Annotated in this window: 23 protein-coding genes; 11 read left to right on the plus strand and 12 right to left on the minus strand. The window is 54.0% G+C overall.

Going from position 1 to position 23,774, the window contains the following annotated elements; translation table 11 throughout:
• Positions 1-78: 78 nt before the first annotated feature.
• Positions 79-183 carry a small membrane protein YoaI gene (yoaI, locus tag OGV67_RS12745; RefSeq protein WP_096753847.1) on the plus strand — a complete coding sequence of 35 codons (105 nt, stop codon included), beginning with the start codon at positions 79-81 and terminating at the stop codon, positions 181-183.
• A gap of 4 nt (positions 184-187) precedes the next feature.
• Here the strand turns inward: yoaI and OGV67_RS12750 are convergent, their stop codons facing one another.
• Positions 188-691, minus strand: a complete 504-nt coding sequence (locus OGV67_RS12750) for a YbaK/prolyl-tRNA synthetase associated domain-containing protein (RefSeq protein WP_114848584.1) — start codon at positions 689-691, stop codon at positions 188-190.
• Positions 692-736: 45 nt separating this feature from the next.
• The gene (gene dgcJ, locus OGV67_RS12755) at positions 737-2,224 is read right to left on the minus strand and encodes a diguanylate cyclase DgcJ (RefSeq protein ID WP_115614854.1); all 1,488 of its coding nucleotides are present in this window, start codon (positions 2,222-2,224) and stop codon (positions 737-739) included.
• Between the two features lie 170 nt (positions 2,225-2,394).
• Here dgcJ and OGV67_RS12760 point away from each other — a divergent pair, with 170 nt between their 5' ends.
• Positions 2,395-3,165, plus strand: coding sequence for a class I SAM-dependent methyltransferase (locus OGV67_RS12760; RefSeq protein WP_049008788.1), 771 nt, complete (start codon positions 2,395-2,397; stop codon positions 3,163-3,165).
• A gap of 51 nt (positions 3,166-3,216) precedes the next feature.
• Here the strand turns inward: OGV67_RS12760 and OGV67_RS12765 are convergent, their stop codons facing one another.
• Complete coding sequence (locus OGV67_RS12765; protein WP_058669020.1) at positions 3,217-4,500, minus strand: YeaH/YhbH family protein; 1,284 nt, start codon at positions 4,498-4,500, stop codon at positions 3,217-3,219.
• 204 nt (positions 4,501-4,704) lie between these two features.
• Positions 4,705-6,639, minus strand: a complete 1,935-nt coding sequence (gene yeaG, locus OGV67_RS12770; RefSeq protein WP_012132672.1) for a protein kinase YeaG — start codon at positions 6,637-6,639, stop codon at positions 4,705-4,707.
• 432 nt (positions 6,640-7,071) lie between these two features.
• Here yeaG and OGV67_RS12775 point away from each other — a divergent pair, with 432 nt between their 5' ends.
• Positions 7,072-7,818 carry a MipA/OmpV family protein gene (locus OGV67_RS12775; RefSeq protein WP_012132670.1) on the plus strand — a complete coding sequence of 249 codons (747 nt, stop codon included), beginning with the start codon at positions 7,072-7,074 and terminating at the stop codon, positions 7,816-7,818.
• Positions 7,819-8,027: 209 nt separating this feature from the next.
• Here OGV67_RS12775 and OGV67_RS12780 read toward each other — a convergent pair whose 3' ends face one another.
• Both OGV67_RS12780 and gapA read right to left on the minus strand, forming a co-directional pair.
• Positions 8,028-8,912, minus strand: a complete 885-nt coding sequence (locus OGV67_RS12780; protein ID WP_047457434.1) for a D-hexose-6-phosphate mutarotase — start codon at positions 8,910-8,912, stop codon at positions 8,028-8,030.
• Positions 8,913-8,996: 84 nt separating this feature from the next.
• Complete coding sequence (gene gapA / locus OGV67_RS12785) at positions 8,997-9,992, minus strand: glyceraldehyde-3-phosphate dehydrogenase (RefSeq protein WP_012132666.1); 996 nt, start codon at positions 9,990-9,992, stop codon at positions 8,997-8,999.
• A 341-nt stretch (positions 9,993-10,333) separates the two neighbouring features.
• On the opposite strand from gapA, the gene msrB reads away from it, so the two are divergent.
• Positions 10,334-10,747, plus strand: coding sequence for a peptide-methionine (R)-S-oxide reductase MsrB (gene msrB / locus OGV67_RS12790; RefSeq protein ID WP_047457431.1), 414 nt, complete (start codon positions 10,334-10,336; stop codon positions 10,745-10,747).
• 41 nt (positions 10,748-10,788) lie between these two features.
• Positions 10,789-11,064, plus strand: a complete 276-nt coding sequence (locus OGV67_RS12795; RefSeq protein WP_012132664.1) for a YeaC family protein — start codon at positions 10,789-10,791, stop codon at positions 11,062-11,064.
• Positions 11,065-11,169: 105 nt separating this feature from the next.
• Here the strand turns inward: OGV67_RS12795 and pncA are convergent, their stop codons facing one another.
• From pncA to sppA, 3 genes are all read right to left on the minus strand, one after another.
• Positions 11,170-11,811: a bifunctional nicotinamidase/pyrazinamidase gene (pncA, locus tag OGV67_RS12800; protein ID WP_058669021.1), complete on the minus strand. Its 642-nt coding sequence runs from the start codon at positions 11,809-11,811 to the stop codon at positions 11,170-11,172.
• Positions 11,812-11,821: 10 nt separating this feature from the next.
• Complete coding sequence (ansA, locus tag OGV67_RS12805; protein WP_058669022.1) at positions 11,822-12,838, minus strand: asparaginase; 1,017 nt, start codon at positions 12,836-12,838, stop codon at positions 11,822-11,824.
• Between the two features lie 127 nt (positions 12,839-12,965).
• Complete coding sequence (sppA, locus tag OGV67_RS12810; RefSeq protein ID WP_012132659.1) at positions 12,966-14,822, minus strand: signal peptide peptidase SppA; 1,857 nt, start codon at positions 14,820-14,822, stop codon at positions 12,966-12,968.
• Positions 14,823-15,002: 180 nt separating this feature from the next.
• Here sppA and OGV67_RS12815 point away from each other — a divergent pair, with 180 nt between their 5' ends.
• The 3 genes from OGV67_RS12815 (at position 15,003) to topB (ending at position 18,706) form a co-directional block, all read left to right on the plus strand.
• Positions 15,003-15,554, plus strand: a complete 552-nt coding sequence (locus tag OGV67_RS12815; RefSeq protein ID WP_058669024.1) for an NAD(P)H nitroreductase — start codon at positions 15,003-15,005, stop codon at positions 15,552-15,554.
• A 160-nt stretch (positions 15,555-15,714) separates the two neighbouring features.
• Complete coding sequence (gene selD / locus OGV67_RS12820) at positions 15,715-16,758, plus strand: selenide, water dikinase SelD (protein WP_024130393.1); 1,044 nt, start codon at positions 15,715-15,717, stop codon at positions 16,756-16,758.
• Between the two features lie 4 nt (positions 16,759-16,762).
• Positions 16,763-18,706, plus strand: a complete 1,944-nt coding sequence (gene topB, locus OGV67_RS12825) for a DNA topoisomerase III (RefSeq protein ID WP_115614852.1) — start codon at positions 16,763-16,765, stop codon at positions 18,704-18,706.
• A gap of 102 nt (positions 18,707-18,808) precedes the next feature.
• Here topB and gdhA read toward each other — a convergent pair whose 3' ends face one another.
• Complete coding sequence (gdhA, locus tag OGV67_RS12830) at positions 18,809-20,152, minus strand: NADP-specific glutamate dehydrogenase (protein WP_012132655.1); 1,344 nt, start codon at positions 20,150-20,152, stop codon at positions 18,809-18,811.
• A 269-nt stretch (positions 20,153-20,421) separates the two neighbouring features.
• Here gdhA and OGV67_RS12835 point away from each other — a divergent pair, with 269 nt between their 5' ends.
• Positions 20,422-20,664 (plus strand): YnjH family protein, encoded by a 243-nt coding sequence (locus OGV67_RS12835; RefSeq protein WP_172773950.1) that lies wholly within the window; start codon positions 20,422-20,424, stop codon positions 20,662-20,664.
• Here the strand turns inward: OGV67_RS12835 and OGV67_RS12840 are convergent.
• Positions 20,624-21,037, minus strand: coding sequence for a pyrimidine (deoxy)nucleoside triphosphate diphosphatase (locus OGV67_RS12840; protein WP_111925695.1), 414 nt, complete (start codon positions 21,035-21,037; stop codon positions 20,624-20,626). The two genes, OGV67_RS12835 and OGV67_RS12840, sit on opposite strands and share 41 nt — an antisense overlap.
• Before the next feature lie 79 nt (positions 21,038-21,116).
• Here OGV67_RS12840 and OGV67_RS12845 point away from each other — a divergent pair, with 79 nt between their 5' ends.
• Both OGV67_RS12845 and OGV67_RS12850 read left to right on the plus strand, forming a co-directional pair.
• The gene (locus OGV67_RS12845; protein ID WP_115614851.1) at positions 21,117-21,686 is read left to right on the plus strand and encodes a carboxymuconolactone decarboxylase family protein; all 570 of its coding nucleotides are present in this window, start codon (positions 21,117-21,119) and stop codon (positions 21,684-21,686) included.
• Positions 21,679-22,314, plus strand: coding sequence for a CDP-alcohol phosphatidyltransferase family protein (locus OGV67_RS12850; protein ID WP_115614850.1), 636 nt, complete (start codon positions 21,679-21,681; stop codon positions 22,312-22,314). The genes OGV67_RS12845 and OGV67_RS12850 overlap by 8 nt, the downstream gene beginning before the upstream one ends.
• A gap of 89 nt (positions 22,315-22,403) precedes the next feature.
• Here the strand turns inward: OGV67_RS12850 and OGV67_RS12855 are convergent, their stop codons facing one another.
• The gene (locus tag OGV67_RS12855; protein ID WP_114848552.1) at positions 22,404-23,711 is read right to left on the minus strand and encodes a sulfurtransferase; all 1,308 of its coding nucleotides are present in this window, start codon (positions 23,709-23,711) and stop codon (positions 22,404-22,406) included.
• Positions 23,712-23,774 lie beyond the last annotated feature (63 nt).

Here is a 23,774-nt window from a genome sequence, read left to right on the forward strand (position 1 = left end):
TTGCTGTCATTAAATTGCCATTAATTCGATTTATCAATAACAGGTGAGCCGTTTTCTCTGTCGCAACGGGGTGAAACCATGAACGATCATATGCTGATTGAAACGCTGATCATTACCTCATCATTTTTCGCTATTGCCGCGGTGATTGTGATTTCCGTACTGGTGCTGGAAAGACGTTTCTGAGCCGTTATTGCGCTCGGCGAAAGTTGACCAGTTCCGGCTGCGCAATGCGCAGGTAATCGTCGGTATTCATAATGACCGATTTTTCCAGCACACCGGCGTTAAACGCGATTTCGTTGAAGCGCTCGAACAACAGCGGATCGGCCACCAGCTTCAGGTTAGGGTGGAAGCTAAAAGGGGGAATCGCGCCAAAGACGCAGCCGGTCAGCGCATCCACCTCGGCAGGGCTGGCAAGCGAAGCTCTTAGTCCGCCGAGATGGTTTGCGAGTTGGGCGAGATCGGCCTGCAGGTCAGCGGAAAGGATCGCCAGGACATGTTGATTGACGCCATTGCCTTTCACTTTACACACCAGCGCTTTTGCCCCCTGGCCTAGTGCGGTGCCGCGAATTTCCGAAACCGCTTCGCACTTACCGACCGCCTCGTGACTGAGTACACGATAAGTGGCGCCTTCCTGCGATAAAAGGGTAATCAAACGCTGGTGAGCCGTGATCCCCTTAGCGACTTCATTCATCATTCACTCCCAATATTGCGATGAAGTTTTAACGGTAAAAGGGTATCACAAACGTGCATGATTTTGTTGTTTGTTGAGATAGAGTTGCTCATCAGAGGCCTTGTATGCGTCCTGGATCGTATCCTCAGGCTGCATATGATAAAGTCCAGCGGAAAAACTAATTACCTTATCTGGCGCGATGATTCGCAACTTATTGGCAATACGCTCAGGTAAAGTTGTTGCCGGTACAACTGAATCGATAAGAATTACACAAAATTCATCACCTCCCAATCTTATTGCGTAATCTGTTTTACGCACCGATGCTTCAATGGCTTTTGCCAGCAATGTAATTGTGCGATCGCCTTCCTGATGCCCCTGCGTGTCGTTAATGACTTTCAACCTATCCAGATCGATGGCGATAAACGTCACGGAGGTGCCTGTGTTGACCAGTCGCTGCAACCGCTGTTCAAGCTGCGGTGTCAGGATCTTACGGTTATAGAGGCCGGTCATCGCATCGCTGATATTTTCACGATTAACATTATGGTAAAGGCGAAAATGCATTCTGACCATGTTCAGTAACGTAGCGGTAACGAGCAGGTAAAAGGCGAACAGTTTCCATGATGAGACAATAAAATACAGGATGTCGAGAGATAATGTGACACGGATTCCGCCTGGCAGGTCGTGAACATAATTAACATAATTAAAGAGGTTATTTTCGCTCTGATGGACAATGATTTTTTTCTCTGAATTAAGGTCGAACAGAGTCGCGTCCAGATAGCGCCAGACCAGTGGACGATCCTGAGTGTAAAAAATATTCTTCAGGTTATCCTGGTTAATATCCACCATTACTATGCCTTTTAACTTTCCATGTAGATAAACGGGAGTTAAAAAACTCATCACATTTTTTTCCGTAAGATCGTCCTGATAAATGCTTGAGAGCACTGTTCGCCCTGTGAATTGACCATCAATATCGTTACGGTTGATTCCCAGCGTTCCTTTTCGCAGAAAAGACCAGTGGTGCATAAAAAATTGTCTGGAGTCAATCAGGTTATAGAAATAGACGTAGCGTTTTTTAATATCCAGATAGTAGTGGAATTTATCTTCTACAGTGCCCAGCCCTTTACCATAATCCTTCTGGTTACGATTCGCCGCCACCGCCTGATCAAAAGCGAACAACAGAGGAGCGTCGTCAGCTACGATCGCGCAGCTTGCCTCGGCGGTTTGCAGTGTTCCATGTAGCGATGGGTTATTATGCGTGGTGAGATTGATGCCGTGGGTATTGCTGTCTGTTTCAAATCCGCGGCATAACGCATATTGTTGTTCATCGGATGGTGGTGTTTTGGGCTCCGTGAACGTGCGCATTAAATGAGCTGCAATGCTCTGATTCTGGTACTTGTCATACAAAAATGAAGAGTCTGCCTTTTCGATGATGTAGCCCATATAGGCATTCATCGCCCTGTCACTGGCGATCAATTCATAAGCCAGAAAAGAGGACGTCAGTACAATGACGCTTGCGGAGATAAAGAGCCTGAGCGCTTTATGATGCAATTTCATGATGAATAACAGTTTTCAAAGGGCGACGCTTCAGTTTATCACAGTGGTGATGTTCTCTCTAACAGCGCCTTCGTCCTCTTTTGTGTTGTGAAATAAAAATCATTCTCATACTTCCCCTTTTTCTCTTAATGTTGTATTTATAATGCAACTTATCAGGAAGGAGGTGCGCGATGAGTGCGAATGAAAAAGCGGGCCATACATTTTTAGCAAGCCTGGGCAAAACCCGTCTGCGTCCGGGCGGCATTGAGGCGACGGAGTGGCTGTTCAGCCAGTCTCAGCTGACGCCGGGCAGCCAGGTGCTGGAAGTGGCATGCAATATGGCGACGACCGCCATTGAGTTGGTGCAACGTTTTGGTTGTTCGGTCTACGCCATCGATATGGATAAAAACGCGCTGGCAAACGCGCGGAACAATGTTGCGGCGCACGGGCTGGAAAATCACATCCATGTCATGGCCGCCAATGCCAACAGCTTACCCTTTGCCGATAACAGTTTCGATGTCGTGATTAACGAGGCCATGCTCACCATGTATGCCGACAAAGCGAAAGCAAAGCTGATCGGTGAATATTATCGGGTTCTGAAGCCGGGTGGCCGTCTCTTAACGCACGATATTATGCTGACCAGCCAGAAGCTGGCGGAAGGTGAGCAGAACCAGCTTCAGCATGTGGTGAAATCGAATGTAAGCCCAATGACCAAACAAGGCTGGCGCGATCTGTTGCTGGATTCCGGGTTTGAGCAGGTTTTACAGCAAAACGGTGAAATGTCGCTGATGTCTCCGCGAGGGTTGATTCGCGATGAAGGGCTGAAAGGGGCGCTTAAAATTGTTTATAACGGGCTGTGCATCCGTGACAATCGCAGCCGTTTTATCAAGATGTTTCGCTTCTTTAAATCACAGCGCCATCAGTTGAATTACATTGCCTGCTGTTCGGTTAAGGGGAAATAAAGAAAAGCCAGAACAGGGTTCTGGCTTTTTACTGACCTGACGGAGTGATTTCTAGTCTTTACTTGTCGTACTTTGTTTCTGGAACAGTTCACGGAAGACCGGATAGATATCATCCTGGTCGCGGATATGCTGCATCGCAAAGTTATCAAAGGTCGATTGCAGATGCTCATATTCGCGCCATAAGGTCTGGTGGGCGCGGCGGGTGATTTCGATATAGCTGTAATAGCGCACCACCGGCAGCAGTTTTTTCGCCAGAATCTCATGACACAGCGGAGAGTCATCTGCCCAGTTATCGCCATCCGAAGCCTGCGCCGCGTAGATATTCCACTGCGCCGGGTCGTAGCGATCTTTCACTACCTCATCCATCAATTTCAGGGCGCTGGAGACGATAGTGCCCCCGGTTTCCTGGGAGTAGAAGAACTCATGCTCATCCACCTCTTTTGCCTGCGTATGGTGGCGGATATAGACCACTTCAACGTTCTTATAGGTTCGGCTGAGGAACAGGTAGAGCAGGATATAAAAACGTTTGGCCATATCTTTGGTGGCCTGATCCATCGAGCCGGATACGTCCATCAGGCAGAACATCACGGCCTGGCTGGAAGGGTCAGGGCGCTTTTCATAATTTTTGTAGCGTAAATCAAAGGTGTCGATAAAGGGGACACGGTCGATTTTTGCCCGCAGTTCAGCAATCTCTTTACGTAGCCGCTCCTCTTCCAGCAACTGCGCGGGTTCGCTTTTGGTGATGATGTCCAGGTCGTCCTCAAGCGCACGCAGCTCCCGACGTTTACCCGCAGTCATCGCCGTGCGGCGCGCCAGAGAGTTTTGCAGGGAACGCACCACGCTGATGTTGGCCGGAACGCCGTTGGAGGTAAAACCCGCGCGGTGGGTTTTATACTCAGTAAGCTGCCGTTGCTGATTTTTTTTCAGATTAGGCAGCGCTAAATCTTCAAAGAGCAGATCCAGATACTCATCTTTGGAAATCTGAAAGACGAATTCATCCTGACCCTCACCATCCTGACTGGCCTGGCCTTGCCCACTCCCGGAACCACCGCCGCCACCTTGTGGACGCTCAATGCGATCGTTCTGTACGAAATGATCGTTGCCGGGGTGTACGCGATGGCGCAAGCCGCCCCGTCCCTGATGAAACATCGGTTCGCTGATGTCATCCGTCGGGATTGAAACGGACTCGCCGCTCTCTACATCGGTCACCGAACGTTTATTAATGGCCTCGGAGATCGACTGTTTAATTTGCGCTTTATAACGGCGTAAGAAGCGCTGGCGGTTCACCATGCTCTTGTTTTTACCGTTAAGACGCCGGTCAATAAACCAGGTCATAAGCCCCCCGTACTGCATTTGCCAACTTACGCTTCATCCTTCAAGTTGTCTCTGCGTTGGCTGTATTCGCTCACCCCAGTCACGTACTTATGTACGCTCCTGGGGATTCACTCATTTGCCGCCTTGATACCTCTTGAATGATTTCGCGTACAAAAGAATTGTTGGCCCGGTAAACGGATAAAATTTTCCGGGCCATTTATGCTGTTAAGACGATTTACGTACGCGCAGATACCATTCGCACAGCAGGCGAACCTGCTTACGGGTATAACCTTTCTCCATCATGCGGTCGACAAAATCGTCGTGTTTTTTCTGCTCGTCGGTTGAGGTTTTCGCGTTAAACGAAATCACCGGCAGCAGCTCCTCGGTATTCGAGAACATTTTCTTCTCAATAACCGTGCGCAGTTTTTCGTAACTGGTCCAGTTTGGATTGCGACCGCTGTTATTCGCTCTGGCACGCAGAACGAAGTTGACTATCTCGTTACGGAAATCTTTCGGGTTGCTGATGCCCGCCGGTTTTTCGATTTTCTCCAGTTCAGCGTTCAGTGACTCGCGGTCAAAGAGCTGGCCGGTATCCGGGTCACGGTATTCCTGATCCTGAATCCAGAAATCCGCATAGGTGACATAACGATCAAAAATGTTCTGTCCGTACTCGGAATAGGATTCCAGATAGGCGGTCTGGATCTCTTTGCCAATAAACTCGGCGTATTTCGGGATCAGATAACCCTTCAGGAACTCCAGATAACGCTCAGCCAGCTCCTGCGGGAACTGTTCGCGCTCGATCTGCTGCTCCAGTACGTAGAACAGATGCACCGGGTTGGCGGCCACTTCGGCATGGTCAAAGTTAAACACGCGGGAGAGGATCTTAAACGCGAAACGCGTGGACAGACCATTCATCCCTTCATCGACGCCGGCGTAATCCCGGTATTCCTGATAGGACTTCGCTTTCGGGTCGGTATCTTTCAGGCTTTCGCCATCATAGACGCGCATTTTCGAGTAGATGCTCGAGTTTTCCGGCTCTTTCAGACGGGAAAGAATCGAGAAGCGCGACAGGGTTTCCAGCGTACCCGGCGCGCATGGCGCATGAGTCAGCTCACTGTGATTCAGCAGCTTCTCGTAGATTTTGATCTCTTCGGAAATGCGTAAGCAATACGGCACTTTCACGATGTAAACACGGTCGAGGAAGGCTTCGTTATTTTTGTTGTTGCGGAAAGTCACCCATTCGGATTCGTTCGAGTGGGCAAGAATAATGCCGTTAAACGGCAGGGCGGAGATACCTTCCGTCCCGTTGTAGTTACCTTCCTGAGTGGCGGTCAGCAGCGGATGCAGCACTTTAATCGGTGCTTTAAACATCTCGACGAACTCCATGATCCCCTGGTTAGCGCGGCACAGCGCGCCGGAATAGCCATAGGCATCCGGGTCGTTTTGCGCGTGGTGTTCGAGTTTACGAATATCCACCTTGCCGACCAGCGCGGAAATATCCTGGTTGTTTTCATCGCCGGGTTCTGTTTTGGCGATAGCAATCTGTTCCAGAATGGACGGCCAGACTTTGATGACGCGGAATTTGGTAATATCCCCGCCGAACTCATGCAGACGTTTCGCGGCCCACGGCGACATAATGGTGCCGAGATAGCGGCGCGGAATGCCGTACTCTTTTTCCAGAATCTGCGCGTCCTCCTGCGGATTAAACAGGCATAACGGGTGATCGTTTACCGGACTACGCTCACCGTTGGCGCTCAGAACATAAATAGGCACATGCTGCATCAAAGATTTCAGTCGCTCGGCCAGCGACGATTTACCGCCCCCTACAGGCCCCAACAGATACAGGATCTGTTTCTTCTCTTCCAGCCCCTGAGCCGCGTGTTTCAGATAAGAGACAATCTGTTCAATCGCGTCTTCCATGCCGTAAAACTCTTCGAATGCGGGATAGCGAGCGATGACCCGGTTCGAAAAGAGTCGAGAAAGTCGAGGTTCCTGGGCAGTATCGACCATGACAGGCTCACCAATAGCCATCAGTAGCCGCTCTGCCGCGTTGGCATAAGCACTGCGATCTTGCCGACAAGTGGTAAGAAACTCCTGCAGTGTGAACTCTTCGTCCTTGGCAGCTTCATAGCGCTGGCGATAGTGATCGAATATATTCATGGTATGCCGTCCTTTCGTTTTTTAGCACATGGTAAGAGCCGTTCATATGAATAGTAGAGGCTCCCGGAAGAGGTAACTGAACGACGTCTCTACTGATAAACAGCAACTCTCATGCCACAACGCAGAGCAAGAGATCAACGTGCCCGGTGATACACCTTCTTAAAATTAAGCGTAGATGGCATTTGCAAAACTTGCCTGTGCGCATAAATGAATTTCAATGGCATATCAATAACTCATCCGCTAAAAGTGCATGGTTATGTAAAGAAAAGAGATGAAAGTCATCCCGCGTTCATCCGACTGCAAGCAAACTGTCATCCACTATTGAGAAATTAACCGGTTACAGAGAGTGAAACGAATAAGTAAAATAGTTGGGTTGAAACGTATTGGCAGTTACACTTTTGGCGCTAAACATTTGAATAAGGAATATGGATTGTGACCAAACTCAAACTTCTGGCATTTGGCGTGCTTATCGCCACATCAGCTGGCGTAGCGCAAGCTGAAAACGACTTGACGCTGGGCGCTGGCGTTGGTGTGGTTGAACATCCTTACAAAGATTACGATGCTGATGTGTATCCGGTGCCGGTTATCAACTATGAAAGTGATAACTTCTGGTTCCGGGGGCTGGGCGGCGGATACTACCTGTGGAACGACAAAGCGGATAAATTGTCGATTACCGCGTACTGGTCTCCGCTGTACTTTAAGCCGGGCGACAGCGACGATCGCCGACTGCGCGAACTCGACAAGCGTAAGAGCACCATGATGGCGGGCCTGTCTTACATCCACAATACCGAATACGGTTTCCTGCGCACCACGCTGGCGGGTGATACGCTGGATAACAGCAACGGCATCGTGTGGGATCTGGCCTGGTTGTACCGCTATACCAATGGTGCGCTGACGCTGACGCCGGGCATTGGTGTGCAGTGGAACAGCGAAAACCAGAACGAATACTACTATGGCGTTTCGCGCAAAGAGTCCTCGCGCAGCGGCCTGCGTAGCTACGATCCAGAAAGCGGCTGGAACCCGTACCTGGAAATCAGCGCTAACTACAACTTCCTCGGGGACTGGAGCGTTTACGGTACAGCGCGTTATACCCGTTTGTCGGATGAAGTGACCGACAGCCCGATGGTTGATAAATCCTGGACCGGCCTGATCTCAACCGGGATCACCTATAAGTTCTGATTGTGCATTTTTACAGTGCAATTTGTGCATCAAAACAGGGCGCTTGCGCTCTGTTTTGCTTTACGGTGGTGCATTGATGGGGAGGATGCGATGACAGGACGTGGTACATGGGTGAGAATGCCAGCGCAGAGATGTACGCAGACATCTGCTCCGACAGGTTGCAGGCCGGATAAGATGCGTCAGCATCGTCATCCGGCATCAGTCAACCCTTAACGTTTTGCGACGCGAATTGTTTGCACCAGGCGAGACGGTTTTTCTTCGCTGGCTTTTTGCGGCGCGGTGGCGTAAGCCGTTTCCACACAGACAAAGGTTTTGTAGCCATCATCCGGCATGTCGCCCATGCTGGCGGCGAGTGCCGGGCCAGGGTTCCATCCCACAACGTTAATGTTGTGATGGTGGATGACGTCAATGTTGCGGTTCAGCGCGTCATCGTGGATGACGCTACAGGCTTCCGGGTTCAGGTAAACACGGTCAGTGCGATCCGGGAACGTCTGGACGCCGTCTGCCAGCACATCTTCTTTGGCGTCGTTCACTTTATCAATGAAACGGTCGCCAAGGCCGCTGACCTTAACTGCGGCGATATCGCCGACGTTAAAGTAGGTGTGCAGGGCAGACGTGGTTTCGAATTCGCCGTGGGCCTCTAGTTCGATCTCACAGGTTTTACCCACTTTGAAGCGCGCAAGCAGGGTGAAATCGTGCGGCCAGTACTGGCGAGTCGCCTCACTGCTCTGTAGTTCAAATGTCAGTACCGCGCCGTTGTCGTCTTCGTTGTGGGCTTTCAGCGCCCACGGCAGGTTACGGGCAAAGCCGTGAGACGGCAGCCCCTGCTGCGCAGAGGGGCCAAACCACGGCCAGCAGATCGGTACGCCGCCACGCAGCGCAACGCCTGTTTTAAACGGCGTGTTGTTGCTCAGCCACAGCACTTCTTCGGCGCCTGCTGGTTTCCAGGAGAGCAAATGTGCGCCCTGGAGTGCAAAAGACGCCTTAACTTGCGGGTGATCGACGACGATCACGTCAAGCTCGTCGAGCTGGCGGCGGGAGAGGACAGGGGTAATTTGTTCGATGACCGGGAGAGCGAAAATTGTGTTAATCATGATGCAATCCTTGGAGTTGAAAACTCTTAGCCATAAAAAAAGGCGACCGGAGGTCGCCTTTTGGGATCAATTTCTCATCTCAACTTATTTGGAGATGTGAGCAATCAGATCCAGAACTTTGTTGGAGTAGCCGGTTTCGTTGTCGTACCAGGAGACCAGTTTCACGAAGTTGTCGTTCAGCGCGATACCTGCTTTAGCATCGAACACGGAAGTGCACACTTCGCCGTTGAAATCGGTAGATACTACGTCGTCTTCGGTGTAACCCAGAACGCCTTTCATCGGGCCTTCGGAAGCAGCTTTGATCGCTTTCTTAATGTCTTCGTAAGAAGCCGCTTTTTCCAGACGAACGGTCAGGTCAACAACGGATACGTTCGGAGTCGGAACGCGGAACGCCATACCAGTCAGTTTGCCGTTCAGTTCCGGCAGCACTTTACCTACCGCTTTAGCAGCACCGGTAGAGGACGGGATGATGTTCTGAGCCGCGCCACGGCCGCCGCGCCAGTCTTTGTGAGACGGGCCGTCAACGGTTTTCTGAGTAGCGGTGGTCGCGTGAACGGTGGTCATCAGACCTTCGATGATGCCGAAGTTGTCGTTGATAACTTTAGCCAGCGGCGCCAGGCAGTTGGTGGTGCAGGATGCGTTGGAAACGATGTCCTGGCCTTCGTATTTGTCAAAGTTAGCGCCTTTAACAAACATCGGAGTGTTGTCTTTGGACGGGCCCGTCAGAACCACTTTTTTCGCGCCAGCAGTGATGTGCTTACGTGCGGTTTCGTCAGTCAGGAAGATACCGGTAGCTTCAGCAACTACGTCAACACCAACTTCGTCCCATTTCAGGTTAGCCGGATCACGTTCAGCGGTAACACGGATTTTTTTACCGTTAACGATCAGATGACCGTCTTTCACTTCAACGGTGCCATCGAAACGACCGTGAGTGGAGTCATATTTCAGCATGTAAGCCATGTATTCAGCGTCTAACAGATCGTTGATTGCAACAATCTCAATGTCAGAACGTTTCTGAGCAGCACGGAAAACAATGCGACCGATACGGCCAAAACCGTTGATACCTACTTTGATAGTCATATATTCCACCAGCTATTTGTTAGTGAATAAAAGGTTGCCTGTAAAATTACAAAAACCTTACGCAGCGTCAAGCGGAATCGTGTCAATCATTGCGACAAATCAATCCTCTGTACAAGCTTTGCACGGCTGACTCGCCTCACTCTTCCTTTCGGCTTGAAACCACATGGGGGCGGCGCCCCGAATTTTAAAGGGCAACTGAGATAAAAACGTGATTTCGATCACGATTCATAAGCTGCCATTTCGCAAGGATCAAGTTTAGAACAAAAGTTCACACTGGGGTGTTAATGTTTTGTTAGAATCGGTCACGCAATGTGAGTATGGCTAAAGCGAGATGTGAGCAAATGGCTAATCAACCCTCTGCGGAAGATCTGAAAAAAAAGTTGTCCGAAATGCAATTCTACGTGACGCAGAATCACGGTACAGAACCGCCATTTACCGGGCGTTTGCTGCATAATAAGCGTGATGGCGTCTACCACTGTCTGGTCTGCGACGCGCCGCTGTTTCATTCCCAAACCAAGTATGATTCCGGCTGCGGCTGGCCGAGCTTTTACGAGCCGGTCAGTGAAGAATCTATCCGTTACATTAAGGACTTTTCCCACGGGATGCAGCGTATAGAAATTCGCTGCGGCAACTGTGATGCGCACCTGGGACATGTCTTTTCGGATGGCCCACAGCCGACGGGTGAGCGTTATTGCGTCAATTCGGCCTCATTAAGCTTCACCGATGATGAAAACGGCGAACAAACTAAGGGCTGAAAAAACGATTCAGCAAATTATTCCACAGGAGCGGACTTATCATGAATCTTGATGAGATGATCGACAGCATGACGCCGGAAGTTTATCAGCGCTTATCTACCGCCGTTGAGCTGGGAAAATGGCCGGATGGCGTTGCGCTGACGCCGGAGCAAAAAGAGAACAGCATGCAACTGGTGATGCTCTGGCAGGCGCGGCACAATACCGACGCGCAGCATATGACCATTGATACCAACGGTCAGATGGTGATGAAAAGTAAGCAGCAGTTGAAAGAGGATTTTGGTATTGCGCCAAAATCGATTGCGACGCTGAAACTGTAATGTAGCGCTTTTTTGTTGGTAGCCTGATGGCGCTTCGCTTATCAGGCCTACAAAGCGATGACCAGTAGGCCTGATAAGCGAAGCGCCATCAGGCAGTAAGAACACCTAACCCTGCGTCTCTTCCCAGTCAGCCAGCGTATACAGCGTGGCGCCGGCGGCCGCCATCTCCATAAAGGCGTGCGTGCTGTCTTGCGGCTGAATATTCACGCCGCGACAGCCGTCGGTAATCACATTCACCGTATAACCCAGTTGCAGCGCATCCAGCACGGTAAACTTCACGCAGTAATCGGTCGCCAGCCCCATCACGATCAGCGTCTGTACGCCGTTCTCCCGAAGCCAGGCGTCCAGGGCGGTTTTCTGGCGGCGTCCGTTATCAAAAAAGGCGCTGTAGCTGTCCACCTGCGGATTCTCGCCTTTATGGAAAACCGCGTCGATGGCGTTCTGCCTGAGCAGGGGATGCAGGGCCGCGCCGTCGCTATTTTGTACGCAGTGATCGGGCCAGAAGGTTTGCGCTAAACCGTCCAGTTGTCCCTGGCTGTAGGGCTGCGCCTGATGCTGGCTGGCGAAACTGCCGTGTCCGGCAGGATGCCAGTCCTGGCTGGCGATCACCGCGTCGCCGCGCGCTTTACACCAGGCGATAAGACGGTTTGCTACGTCCACGGTGCTGTCGCCTTCAGGGACGGCCAGTGCGCCGCCGGCACAAAAATCATTCTGCAAATCAACCAGTAGTAAGGCCCGGGTCGTCATGAAAAGTTCCTTATTCGTCTGGCGTCAGTTCACCGCGTAGATTTTGCGTCATCGCGGTACGAATGGTCTGTGTATCCAGATTCTGGCTTAACAAGTAGTGCAGCTTAGTCAGCGTTGCTTCAACGGTCATATCCGCGCCGCCGATCACGCCAGCATGCGCCAGCGCGTTGCCGGTGGCATACCCACCCATATTCACCTTGCCGGACATGCATTGCGTCAGGTTAACCACCACGATACCGCGTGAACTCGCATCTTCCAGTTCTTTGAGGAACTCTTTGTTCTGCGGCGCGTTGCCGACGCCGTAAGAACGCAGGATCAGCGCTTTTACCGGCTGGCGCAGGAAGTTACGCACCACTTCGGCAGAAATTCCCGGATAAATGGTGACGACGCCAATAGGCTGCGGCGTGATTGGGTGAACAATCAGCTCGCCTTCGCCGTGCGGTGCGGGCGGCGTACTTAAGCGACGGATATGAATTCCGGCTTCCAGCAGCGGCTGAAGGTTGGGGGAGGCGAACGCGTCAAAGCCATCGGCATGCGCTTTTGTCGTGCGGTTGCCGCGAAACAGCCGATTATTGAAAAAGAGGGTGACCTCATTGATGGGGTAATTCGCGGCGACATACAGGGCATTCAGCAGATTAATCTGCCCATCGGAGCGCAGCTCCGCCAGCGGGATTTGTGACCCTGTCACAATTACCGGCTTACCCAGATTCTCCAGCATGAAGGAGAGCGCCGAGGCGGTGAACGCCATCGTGTCCGTGCCGTGGAGGATGACAAAGCCGTCATAGTCGTTGTAACGCGCTTTGATGTCTTCTGCGATATGCTGCCAGTCTTCCGGCGTCATATCGGATGAGTCCATCAGCGGGGCATATTCATGAATGGTGAAGTCCGGCATTTCCGGGCGGTGAAATTCGGGCATCAGCGCCAGCTGGCGCTGGAGATGGCCTGATACCGGAATGTAACCCTGTTCCGAGCGCTGCATACCAATCGTACCGCCGGTATAGGCAACGTAAATCGATTTCTTCTGCATGGCAATGTTCTTACGAAGTGAAGTCTCTTATATTGCCGGAGGCGGTTGCGCCTTATCCGGCCTACAAATTACGCGAAACTCGTAGGCCGGATAAGACGCGATAGCATCGCCATCCGGCAATGGCAATTTAGCGCACGTTCGCGCAGGTCAGGCAGAACGCATAACGGTTTTGCGGATCGTTAAAGGCAGCCAGTTTATCACTCTCTGCTTTTACCGCGCTGGCGGCTGTCGCCAGCGGCGCCGGGAGCATCGCCTGAATGGCTTCCGGCAGCATTGCGCGCACGGAGCCGGACATGCTGTCCATGATTCTGTCGAAGAATGTCGGTTCATCCTGATAATACTCAAGATGCCATTGCTTCAGTTTAGCCAGCTCTGCGGCTTTGGCGATGGCGTCGTCAAAGTCACCCAGACTGTCTACCAGACCATTCGCTTTTGCATCCTGACCGGTCCAGACATGCCCCTGCGCGATTTTATCAATCTGCGCTGGGGTGCTCTTACGCGCATCGGCAACTAGCGTGATAAAGCGTTTGTAGCCATTCTCAATGCTGAGCTGCATCATCTGCTGCACTTCAGGCGGCAGCGATTTGGTGACAGAAACGTCCGCCAGCGGCGAGGTGGCGACGCCATCGGTATGCACGCCGATCGAATCCAGGCTGTTCTCAACGGTGTTGATAACGCCAAAAATGCCGATTGAGCCTGTCAGGGTGCTCGGGTTCGCCACAATGTAGCTTGCCGGGGTGGAGATCCAGTAACCGCCGGATGCCGCCATTCCGCCCATCGACACCACAACCGGCTTGCCTGCGGCTTTCGCAGCGGCCAGTTCGGCGCGAATGACTTCAGAGGCGCTGACGCTGCCGCCGGGGCTGTTTACGCGCAGCACAATCGCTTTCACTTTCGGGTCCAGGCGCGCATCGCGGATTTGCGACGCTGTCGTGTCGCCGCCAACGTTGCCCGGCGTCTCTTCACCGTCCATAATCGCGCCATTGGCGAACACAACGCCAATACCGTCGCCGGTATCGGCAGGCGTTTTCAGCGAATAATCGTAATAGCTGATGGCCCGATAGTTGTTTTCTGCTTTGCTCCAGCCAAACTGTTTGGTCAGCGCTTTTTCCACTTCGGCGTTAGACGCCAGCGCATCCACCAGTTTGTTGTCGAGCGCGTATTTCGCGGTATCGCCATCCACTTTGCTCAGCCCGTCGAGCATAGCCTGCGCGCCAGGGAAGACCTGCTGCGCGGGGATCTGACGGTTCGCCGCAACGGTGTTCAGGTAGTTTTGCCACAGCTCGCCAATCCAGCGGCTGTCCGCTTCGCGCGCGGCAGGCGACATATCATCGCGGATAAACGGTTCCACTGCGGATTTATAAGTGCCGACGCGGAAGACGTGCGTGGAGACTTTCAGCTTATCCAGCAAGGATTTGTAATACAGGCCGTTGGTTGCGAAGCCGTGCAGATCGACCGTACCCTGCGGAGAAAGCCAGATTTTATTGGCGAAGCTCGCCAGGTAATATTGCCCCTGACTGTAGCTGTCGCCTACGGCAAAGACCGGCTTGCCGCTATCGCGAAATTCGCGCAGCGCTTTCCCGATGTACTGCATGGAAGGCTGATCGGCGCCCGCGAAGTTTTTCAGATCCATCACGATGCCGGTGATATTGCGATCGTCTTTCGCCTGACGAATGGTGTTGACGATATCAAACAGTGAGTTTTCTTGCAGGCGGTCAGAGCTGGCGCCAAACAGCTGTCGGCCAATGACGCCCAGGCGGTTGGTGCTGGACGGTTTATCGACGATCACGCCGGAAATATCCAACAGCAGCGCGCCGCGTGCAGTTTGTTGGCTGGTGTTGCCATCGCTAAGCTGCATCCAGATACCGACGCCCACCAGAACCAGAAAGATGAAGAACAGGTTGAGCACCAGTTCCCGGACGAAATTCAGCAGTCGCCATGTCCACTTAAAAAATCCGGCAATAAATCGCCACAGGGTTCGCATGTATTCTCCCTACCAGATTAACATTCCGCTATCTCCGTCATACTCAGAGAGAAAGCGTATAAGATGTGGGTATCGTAATGACCAGGCAGGCACTTGTCAGCAGGAATCACTGCCTGTGCTGTAACTAAATCCCCTCTCGTGTTAATTTTGTGAATAAATATCATTGCTGGAGTTAACCAAATGGACGCACTCGAATTACTTGTAAACCGTCGTAGCGCCTCTCGTCTGGCCGAGCCCGCGCCTGCGGGTGAACAGTTACAAAATATTCTGCGCGCGGGCATGCGCGTACCCGATCACAAATCCCTGCAACCCTGGCGTTTTTTTGTGATTGAAGGTGAGGGGCGTGAGCGCTTCAGCGCTGTTCTGGAGCAGGGCGCCATTGCGGCGGAAAGCGATGAGAAAGCGATAGAGAAAGCGCGCACCGCGCCATTTCGCGCGCCGCTGATCATCACGGTGGTGGCGAAATGCGAGGAGAACCACAAAGTGCCGCTGTGGGAGCAGGAAATGTCAGCAGGATGTGCGGTTATGGCGATGCAGATGGCGGCGATTGCGCAAGGCTTCAACGGCATCTGGCGCAGCGGCGCGTTAACCGAAAGCCCGGTGGTTCGCGAGGCGTTCGGCTGCCGCGCACAGGATAAAATTGTGGGCTTCCTCTATCTGGGCACGCCGCAGCTGAAAGCGTCGACGACCATCAGCGTACCGGACCCGACGCCTTTCGTGACGTATTTCTAAGCGTCATGGCCCCGGCAGGCGGCTTTTTCGGTGAGCGCCTGCCGATTATTCGGCAAAACTGTCTGGATTATGAGCAAAGACGCCGGAATTCAGACACTCTCTCTTACCACGTCATGGAATGAGCGCTACCATAGCCCGATTGCAATGACAGGAGATGTCCATGAGCGAGCACGCTATTCGTTTAACGCAATACAGCCACGGAGCTGGTTGCGGTTGTAAAATTTCCCCTAAAGTGTTGGAAACCATCCTGCACAGCGAGCAGGCGAAGTTTGTCGACCCGAACCTGCTTGTGGGCAATGAAACCCGCGATGACGCGGCGGTATACGACCTGGGTAATGGCACCAGCATCATCAGCACCACCGACTTCTTTATGCCGATTGTCGATAATCCGTTTGATTTTGGCCGTATTGCGGCGACCAACGCCATCAGCGATATCTTCGCGATGGGCGGCAAACCAATTATGGCGATCGCCATTCTGGGCTGGCCTATCAACAAACTGTCGCCGGAAATTGCCCGGGAAGTCACCGAAGGCGGGCGTTTTGCCTGTCGTCAGGCGGGTATTGCGCTGGCGGGCGGGCACTCTATCGACGCGCCTGAGCCCATTTTCGGTCTGGCTGTCACCGGCGTGGTGCCGACCGAGCGCGTGAAGAAAAACAGCACCGCGCAGGCCGGATGCAAACTGTTCCTCACCAAGCCGCTGGGCATTGGCGTGTTGACCACTGCCGAGAAAAAATCACTGCTCAAGCCGGAACATCAGGGGCTGGCGACAGAAGTGATGTGCCGGATGAACATTGCGGGGGCGTCGTTTGCCCATATCGACGGCGTGAAAGCGATGACCGACGTGACCGGTTTTGGTCTGCTGGGGCATCTCAGCGAAATGTGCCAGGGCGCAGGCGTGCAGGCGCGGATCTGCTATCAGGACATTCCAAAACTGCCGGGCGTCGAAGAGTACATTAAACTTGGCGCAGTGCCGGGGGGGACGGAGCGTAATTTCGCCAGCTACGGTCATCTGATGGGCGACATGCCGCGCGAGGTGCGTGATCTGCTGTGCGATCCGCAAACGTCTGGCGGCCTGCTGCTGGCGGTGACGCCGGAAGCGGTAGAGGAAGTGAAAGTCACCGCGGCGGAGTTTGGTATTGAACTGACGGCGATTGGTGAACTGGTTGACGCCCGTGGCGGTCGCGCCATGGTAGAGATCCGTTAATTCGATGCGGTTGTTTATTGCCGAAAAGCCGAGTCTGGGCCGCGCCATTGCGGATGTGCTGCCAAAGCCGCACCGCAAAGGCGACGGCTTTATCGAATGCGGGAATGGACAGGTGGTGACCTGGTGCATCGGCCATCTGCTTGAACAGGCGCAGCCGGACGCGTATGACGGTCGTTATGCGCGCTGGAATCTGGCCGATCTGCCGATTGTGCCGGAAAAGTGGCAGCTCCAGCCTCGACCTTCCGTGACGAAGCAGCTCAATGTCATTAAGCGCTTTTTACATGACGCAAGCGAAGTGATTCACGCGGGAGACCCGGATCGCGAAGGGCAACTGCTGGTGGACGAGGTGCTGGATTATCTGCAACTGTCCCCGGAAAAACGCCAGCAGGTGCAGCGTTGCCTGATCAACGATCTTAACCCGCAGGCGGTGGAGCGTGCGATTTCCCGGCTGCGCGCCAACAGCGAATTTGTGCCGCTGTGCGTCTCCGCGCTGGCGCGTGCGCGCGCCGACTGGCTGTACGGCATTAACATGACCCGCGCGTATACCCTTCTCGGGCGCAACGCGGGCTACCAGGGCGTGCTCTCGGTAGGGCGTGTTCAGACACCGGTTCTCGGGCTGGTGGTTCGCCGCGATGAAGAGATCGAGAACTTCGTCGCCAAAGATTTCTTTGAAGTGAAAGCACATATCGTCACGCCAGCTGAGGAGCGGTTTACCGCCATCTGGCAACCCAGTGAAGCGTGCGAACCGTATCAGGATGAAGAGGGGCGTTTGCTGCATCGTCCGCTGGCGGAGCATGTGGTGAATCGTATTAACGGTCAGCCCGCGATCGTCACCAGCTATAACGATAAACGGGAATCAGAATCTGCCCCGTTGCCGTTTTCGCTGTCGGCGTTGCAGATTGAAGCGGCGAAACGCTTTGGCCTGAGCGCGCAGAACGTGCTTGATATCTGCCAGAAGTTGTACGAAACCCACAAATTAATTACCTATCCGCGTTCCGACTGCCGCTATCTGCCGGAAGAGCATTTTGCCGGACGCCATGCGGTGATGAACGCCATTGGCGTGCATGCTGCGGATTTGTTGCCGCAGCCGGTGGTTGACCCGGACACGCGAAACCGCTGCTGGGATGATAAAAAAGTTGACGCTCACCACGCGATCATCCCGACTGCGCGCAGTTCATCAATTTCCCTCAGCGACAATGAAGCGAAGGTGTACAACCTGATCGCACTCCAGTACCTGATGCAATTCTGCCCGGACGCGGTATTTCGCAAATGCGTCATTGAACTGGAGATTGCGAAGGGGAAATTCGTCGCCAAAGCGCGTTTTCTGGCGGAGGCCGGATGGCGAACGCTGTTGGGCAATAAAGAGCGTGACGAAGAGAACGACGGTACGCCGTTACCGGTGGTGGCGAAAGACGACGAGCTGCTGTGCGAAAAGGGCGAGGTCGTTGAGCGTCAGACCCAGCCGCCACGCCATTTTACCGATGCTACGCTGCTGTCCGCCATGACCGGGATTGCCCGTTTCGTGCAGGATAAAGATCTGAAAAAGATCCTGCGAGCGACCGACGGACTGGGAACCGAAGCGACGCGTGCGGGCATTATCGAACTGCTGTTCAGGCGCGGATTCCTGACCAAGAAAGGGCGTTACATTCATTCAACGGATGCCGGGAAAGCCCTGATTCACTCGTTACCGGAGATGGCTGCCCGACCGGATATGACGGCGCACTGGGAGTCTGTCCTGACGCAAATCAGTGAAAAGCAGTGCCGCTATCAGGATTTTATGCAGCCGCTGGTCGGCACGCTGTTTCAGTTGATCGATCAGGCTAAACGCACGCCGGTACGTCAATTCCGGGGCATTGTCGCGCCAGGCGGTGGCGGCGAGAAGAAAAAGAGCGCGCCTCGTAAGCGAGCGGCGAAAAAAAGCCCGCCGTCAGAAGAGGCGAGCGTATAACGCACAGGCCGGATAAGGCATTTGCGCCGTCATCCGGTAATGCCTGATGGCGCTGCGCTTATCAGGCCTACAACGCTTATCAGGCCTGCATGCCACGGAAAATTAAATCACACCCTGCGCCAGCATCGCGTCGGCCACTTTGACGAAGCCTGCGATGTTCGCCCCGCGAACATAGTTGGTATGTTTGTTTTCGCCGCCGTATTCCACGCAGGCATGATGAATATCCAGCATGATGTGGTGCAGACGCGCATCCACTTTCTCGGCTTTCCAGCTCATTCGCGCGGCGTTCTGCGCCATCTCCAGACCGGAGGTCGCCACGCCGCCTGCGTTGGCCGCTTTACCCGGCGCGAACAGCACGCCAGCTTCGAGGAACAGATCGGTGGCTTCAATGGTGGTTGGCATATTGGCGCCTTCCGCCACCGCTTTCACGCCGTTGGCGATCAGCACGCGCGCGGCGTCCACGTCGAGTTCGTTCTGCGTTGCGCACGGCAGGGCGATATCAACCGGCACTGACCACGGCTGTTTGCCTTCCATATAGGGCAGGCCAAACTCGCGGGCGTAATCCGCCACGCGCCCGTCACGGCTGGCTTTGATTTCGCACAGGCGCGCCAGTTTTTCTTCGGTGAAGCCGCTCTCATCCACGACGGTGCCGCTGGAGTCCGAAGCCGTCACCACACGAGCGCCGAACGCCATTGCTTTCTCGATAGCGTACTGCGCCACATTGCCGGAACCGGACACCGCCACACGCATACCCTCAAAACCCAGACCGTGGCGTTTGAGCATCGCTTCAGTAAAGTACACCAGGCCATAACCGGTGGCTTCCGGGCGAATCAGGCTACCGCCAAACGAGAGGCCTTTCCCGGTGAACACGCAGGCGCTGTTGTTGGAGAGCTTACGCATCATACCGGCCATAAAGCCCACTTCACGTCCGCCCACGCCGATATCGCCAGCAGGTACGTCAGTGTCTGGCCCTAAATGGCGATAGAGCTCCGTCATCAGAGCCTGACAGAAACGCATCACTTCGCCTTCGCTCTTGCCTTTAGGATCGAAATCGCTACCGCCTTTACCGCCGCCCATCGGCAGCGTGGTCAGCGCATTTTTAAACGTCTGCTCGAAGCCGAGGAATTTCAGGATCGAGAGGTTAACGGAAGGATGAAAACGCATCCCGCCCTTATACGGGCCGATGGCGGAATTAAACTGTACGCGCCAGGCACGGTTAACCTGCACCTGGTTACGATCGTCCACCCACACCACGCGGAACTGGATCACGCGTTCTGGCTCAACCAAACGTTCCAGCAATGACATCTGACGATAACGAGGATTTTGCTCAAGGAAAGGCCACAACGTGGTCATTACTTCACGAACGGCCTGCGCGAACTCGGTCTGATTGGGGTCACGCTGTTGAACATGGTTTAGAAACGACTCCAGAGAACATGTCTGATCCATAGATATAAGAACCTCTTATGTATAGATATGGTTATATTTATAATGTTGTGTTTCGTGTTTATGCAGTTTTTGACTATACCACCAGCAGTGTGACGGTAAGCAAGAAAAAAAAATGGCGTGCCAGGGAAATTAATAACGGCGCGCGCGTCATAATAAAAAGCGATGGATGGAGTGGCTAAAGTTTCAGTCGCTTACGACCGTTATACTGAAGGTAGGCTTCATAACAAGGAAACGCTATGCATCGTTTATTTATCGCGGCAGCAGCGGCGATGGTCTCTTTTGCTGCGCTGGCGAATCAGCATTATCGCCCGGATGTGGAGGTTAACGTCCCGCCCGAAGTGTTCAGCTCCAGCGGGCAGCGTGCGCAGCCCTGCAATCAGTGCTGCGTCTACCAGGATCAAAACTATTCGGAAGGGGCGGTGATTAAAGCCGAAGGCGTGCTGCTGCAATGCCAGCGCGACGAAAAAACGCTCAGTACGAATCCGTTGGTCTGGCGTCGCGTAAAGCCATAAACGCCTCTAACAGCGGAATGTCCGCAGGCGCAAGCGGGTAACGCAGCGCCTCTTTTGGCGAACACCAGATCATGTTCTGATGATAATGCGCGGTGACGGCGCCGGTAAACGCCGGGACGTGCCAGGCGTGCAGATGGATCAGCCGGCCAGAGACTTCGCGCTGATGGCTGGCGATATAGCGCCCGACAACCGCCTCAATACCCAACTCTTCACGCAGTTCGCGAATCAACGCCTGAGGTTGCGTCTCACTGGACTCCACTTTGCCTCCGGCAAACTCCCACATACCCGGCTGATCGGCGTGTTCCGGGCGTTGAGCCAGCAATATTTTGTCGTCACGCTCAATGATTGCGGCGACGACATCAATGGTTTTCATCATATTCATCAAGGTTCAACAACGGAAAGTGACATACTATCCTTATCTTTGCGTGACCTAAAGTCTTCAGGAGCAAGCGTTGAACGATCCACAACCCTGGGTTAGCCCATTGACCCATATCCCTTCCAGTCTGAAACCTCTCGTCGCTACGCAGAAAAAACATTACGGCGACGTTCTGCACCCCACGCGCTGGTGGGGGCGAATGCCGTTTCTGTTCTGGCTGGTGGCGCTGTTTGTCGGGTTTCTGGAACGTAAGCGCGCGCGGGTAAGGCCGGTGATGCGCGCGTTGTTGATGACGCGCGTTTCGCAGGTGTGCCATTGCGCCTTCTGTGTGGATGCCAACAGTTTACGTCTGGCTGAACGGTGTGGGGCGCTGGATAAAGTACAGGCCGTTGCCGGGTGGCAATCGTCCACGCTGTTCAGCGAGGAGGAGCGTGTCGCACTGGCTTATGCCGAGGCCGTGACCGCCACGCCGCCGCAGGTTGATGAGGCGCTCAAGGCGATGATGAAACGCTATTTTACTGACGATGCGATTACCGAAATGACGGCGCTGATCGCCTTTCAGAACCTGTCAGCGCGTTTTAATGCCGCGCTGGATATTCCTTCGCAAGGGCTGTGTGACGCATTGAAAGGGGCGCCACATGTTTGACCGGCATCTGCACCCACGGGTTAAACCGCTCCTGCACCGCTGTGCCGCGTATCTCGATAAACCGGCGATCACCCCGGACGGCCTGACGCTGTTCGGATTTGCCATTGGCGTGCTGGCGCTGCCGTTTCTGGCGCTGGGTTGGTATCTGGCCGCGCTGGCGGCCATTGTGCTGAATCGCCTGTTCGACGGGCTGGATGGCGCGCTGGCGCGGCGCAGAGGGTTAACCGATGCGGGGGGATTTCTTGATATCACCCTCGATTTTCTGTTTTACGCGCTGGTTCCGTTTGGCTTTATTCTGGCCGCACCGGAACAAAACGCGCTGGCAGGGGGCTGGCTGCTGTTTGCGTTTATCGGTACGGGCAGCAGTTTTCTGGCGTTTGCGACGCTGGCGGCGAAGTATCAGATTGATAATCCGGGCTATGCGCACAAATCGTTTTACTATCTGGGCGGGTTGACCGAAGGCACCGAGACAATATTGCTTTTTGTCCTGAGCTGCCTGTTTCCGCGTTATTTCCCCGTTCTGGCGTGGGTATTTGGCGCGTTGTGCTGGATGACCACCCTGACAAGGGTCTGGAGTGGATACCTGACGCTGAAGGTTATCCGGCCTGGAAAAAGATCCTCCCTGTAGGCCTGATAAGCGTAGCGCCATCAGGCATCAGTATGGCACGGCGCTTTCCCGTAGGCCTGATAAGCGCAGCGCCATCAGGCGCATTATGTCTACTTACTGCTGTCCGGGTCGCGCTCGCCGGTGGACACCGGATTTTTCGGATCGCTGCTCCATTCGTACCAACCGCCGTCATACACGGCGACGTTTTTCCAGCCCATCGCCCGCGCGTACATAAACGTTTCGGAGGCGCGCCAGCCGGTGCCGCAATAGAAGGCAACGTGCTGATCTGGCAGGATATCCCACTGCTTCCACATGGCGGCGATATCCTCTGCGCTACGCATGGTGCCGTCCGGGTTATGGAAATCCTCCATATGCGTGGAGTCGCTGCCCGCATGTCCCCAGCGCGCGCCGGCAATTTCGCCTTTTGGCTTGATATAGCTGTATCCGCTGGTGGTGCCGATAAATTCCGGCCAGGAACGGATGCTGACCAGCGATGCGTCCTGACGGTGCAGCAGGGCGCGGGCCTGTTCCATATCCAGCATTAACTGCGGCTGCGCCGGGATCGCCACGCCAAAGTCGGGTTCCGGCTTCACGTCAGCCGGCATGCCGCGTTCAACCGGCAGACCCGCATCGGACCAGGTTTGCCAGCCGCCGTCGAGCAGACGAACGTCCTTCACGCCCGCATAGAGCATAATCTGCGCAACGCGCGCCGCAGCGTACACGTCGCGGCCATACAGAATAACCGTCGTGTCATGGCGAATACCGTGTTTCGCCAGCATCGCTTTCAACTGCGCGTCAGAGACTTTATTCCACAGCGGTTCGCTTTCCACCTCATTGGTGTCGATGTATCCGGCGCCGGGAATGTGGCTGAGCAGATAATATTTCGGCGCGCCCCAGCCTGCTTCAATCACCTTCCAGTCTCCCGCCGGTTTAGCCGTAACCGGCTGGTTTTGTTGAAGGGCATGCAACCACTGTGGGTATGCTAATTGCTCGAAGTGAGGGAGCTTTTGCAGTCGGGAAGGATCGGTCAGTGCATCGCTCAGCGTAGCAATCTGGCTGAAGCCTGCCTTCTGTAAACGTGATTTCACCGCCTGTACGCCACTGTCATTGCCATACAGCGCCAGCGGGGCGTCTTTCCTGAGCTGATGCCGTTGCAGCCAGGCGGCGAGCTGCTCGTCGCTCATTTTATCGAGCCAGGAGGCTGACAGATTCAGTGCGGAAGGTTCGTGACCGGAAGGGCCATTAAGGGTTTGCGGCCAGCCGTTGTAAAAAGCGCTCTGGCGCGTATCAATCGCGGCGCCCTGTTTTTGCTGTAGCTGGCTGAAGGTAAGCGACTGCGCCATATCAGCAGCCCAGGAGGAAGCGCAGGCGAGTCCTGAAGCCAGTGCCAGCGCGGTCATTTGAGAAACACGTTTCATCGAATAGCCCGACGTTAAAATAAGAGGGCGCCATTCTCTGCTGGCTGGCAGGGAAAAACTTTG

Source organism: Citrobacter sp. CK188 (assembly GCF_030333525.1).
GTDB classification, from domain to species: Bacteria; Pseudomonadota; Gammaproteobacteria; order Enterobacterales; family Enterobacteriaceae; genus Citrobacter_B; species Citrobacter_B koseri.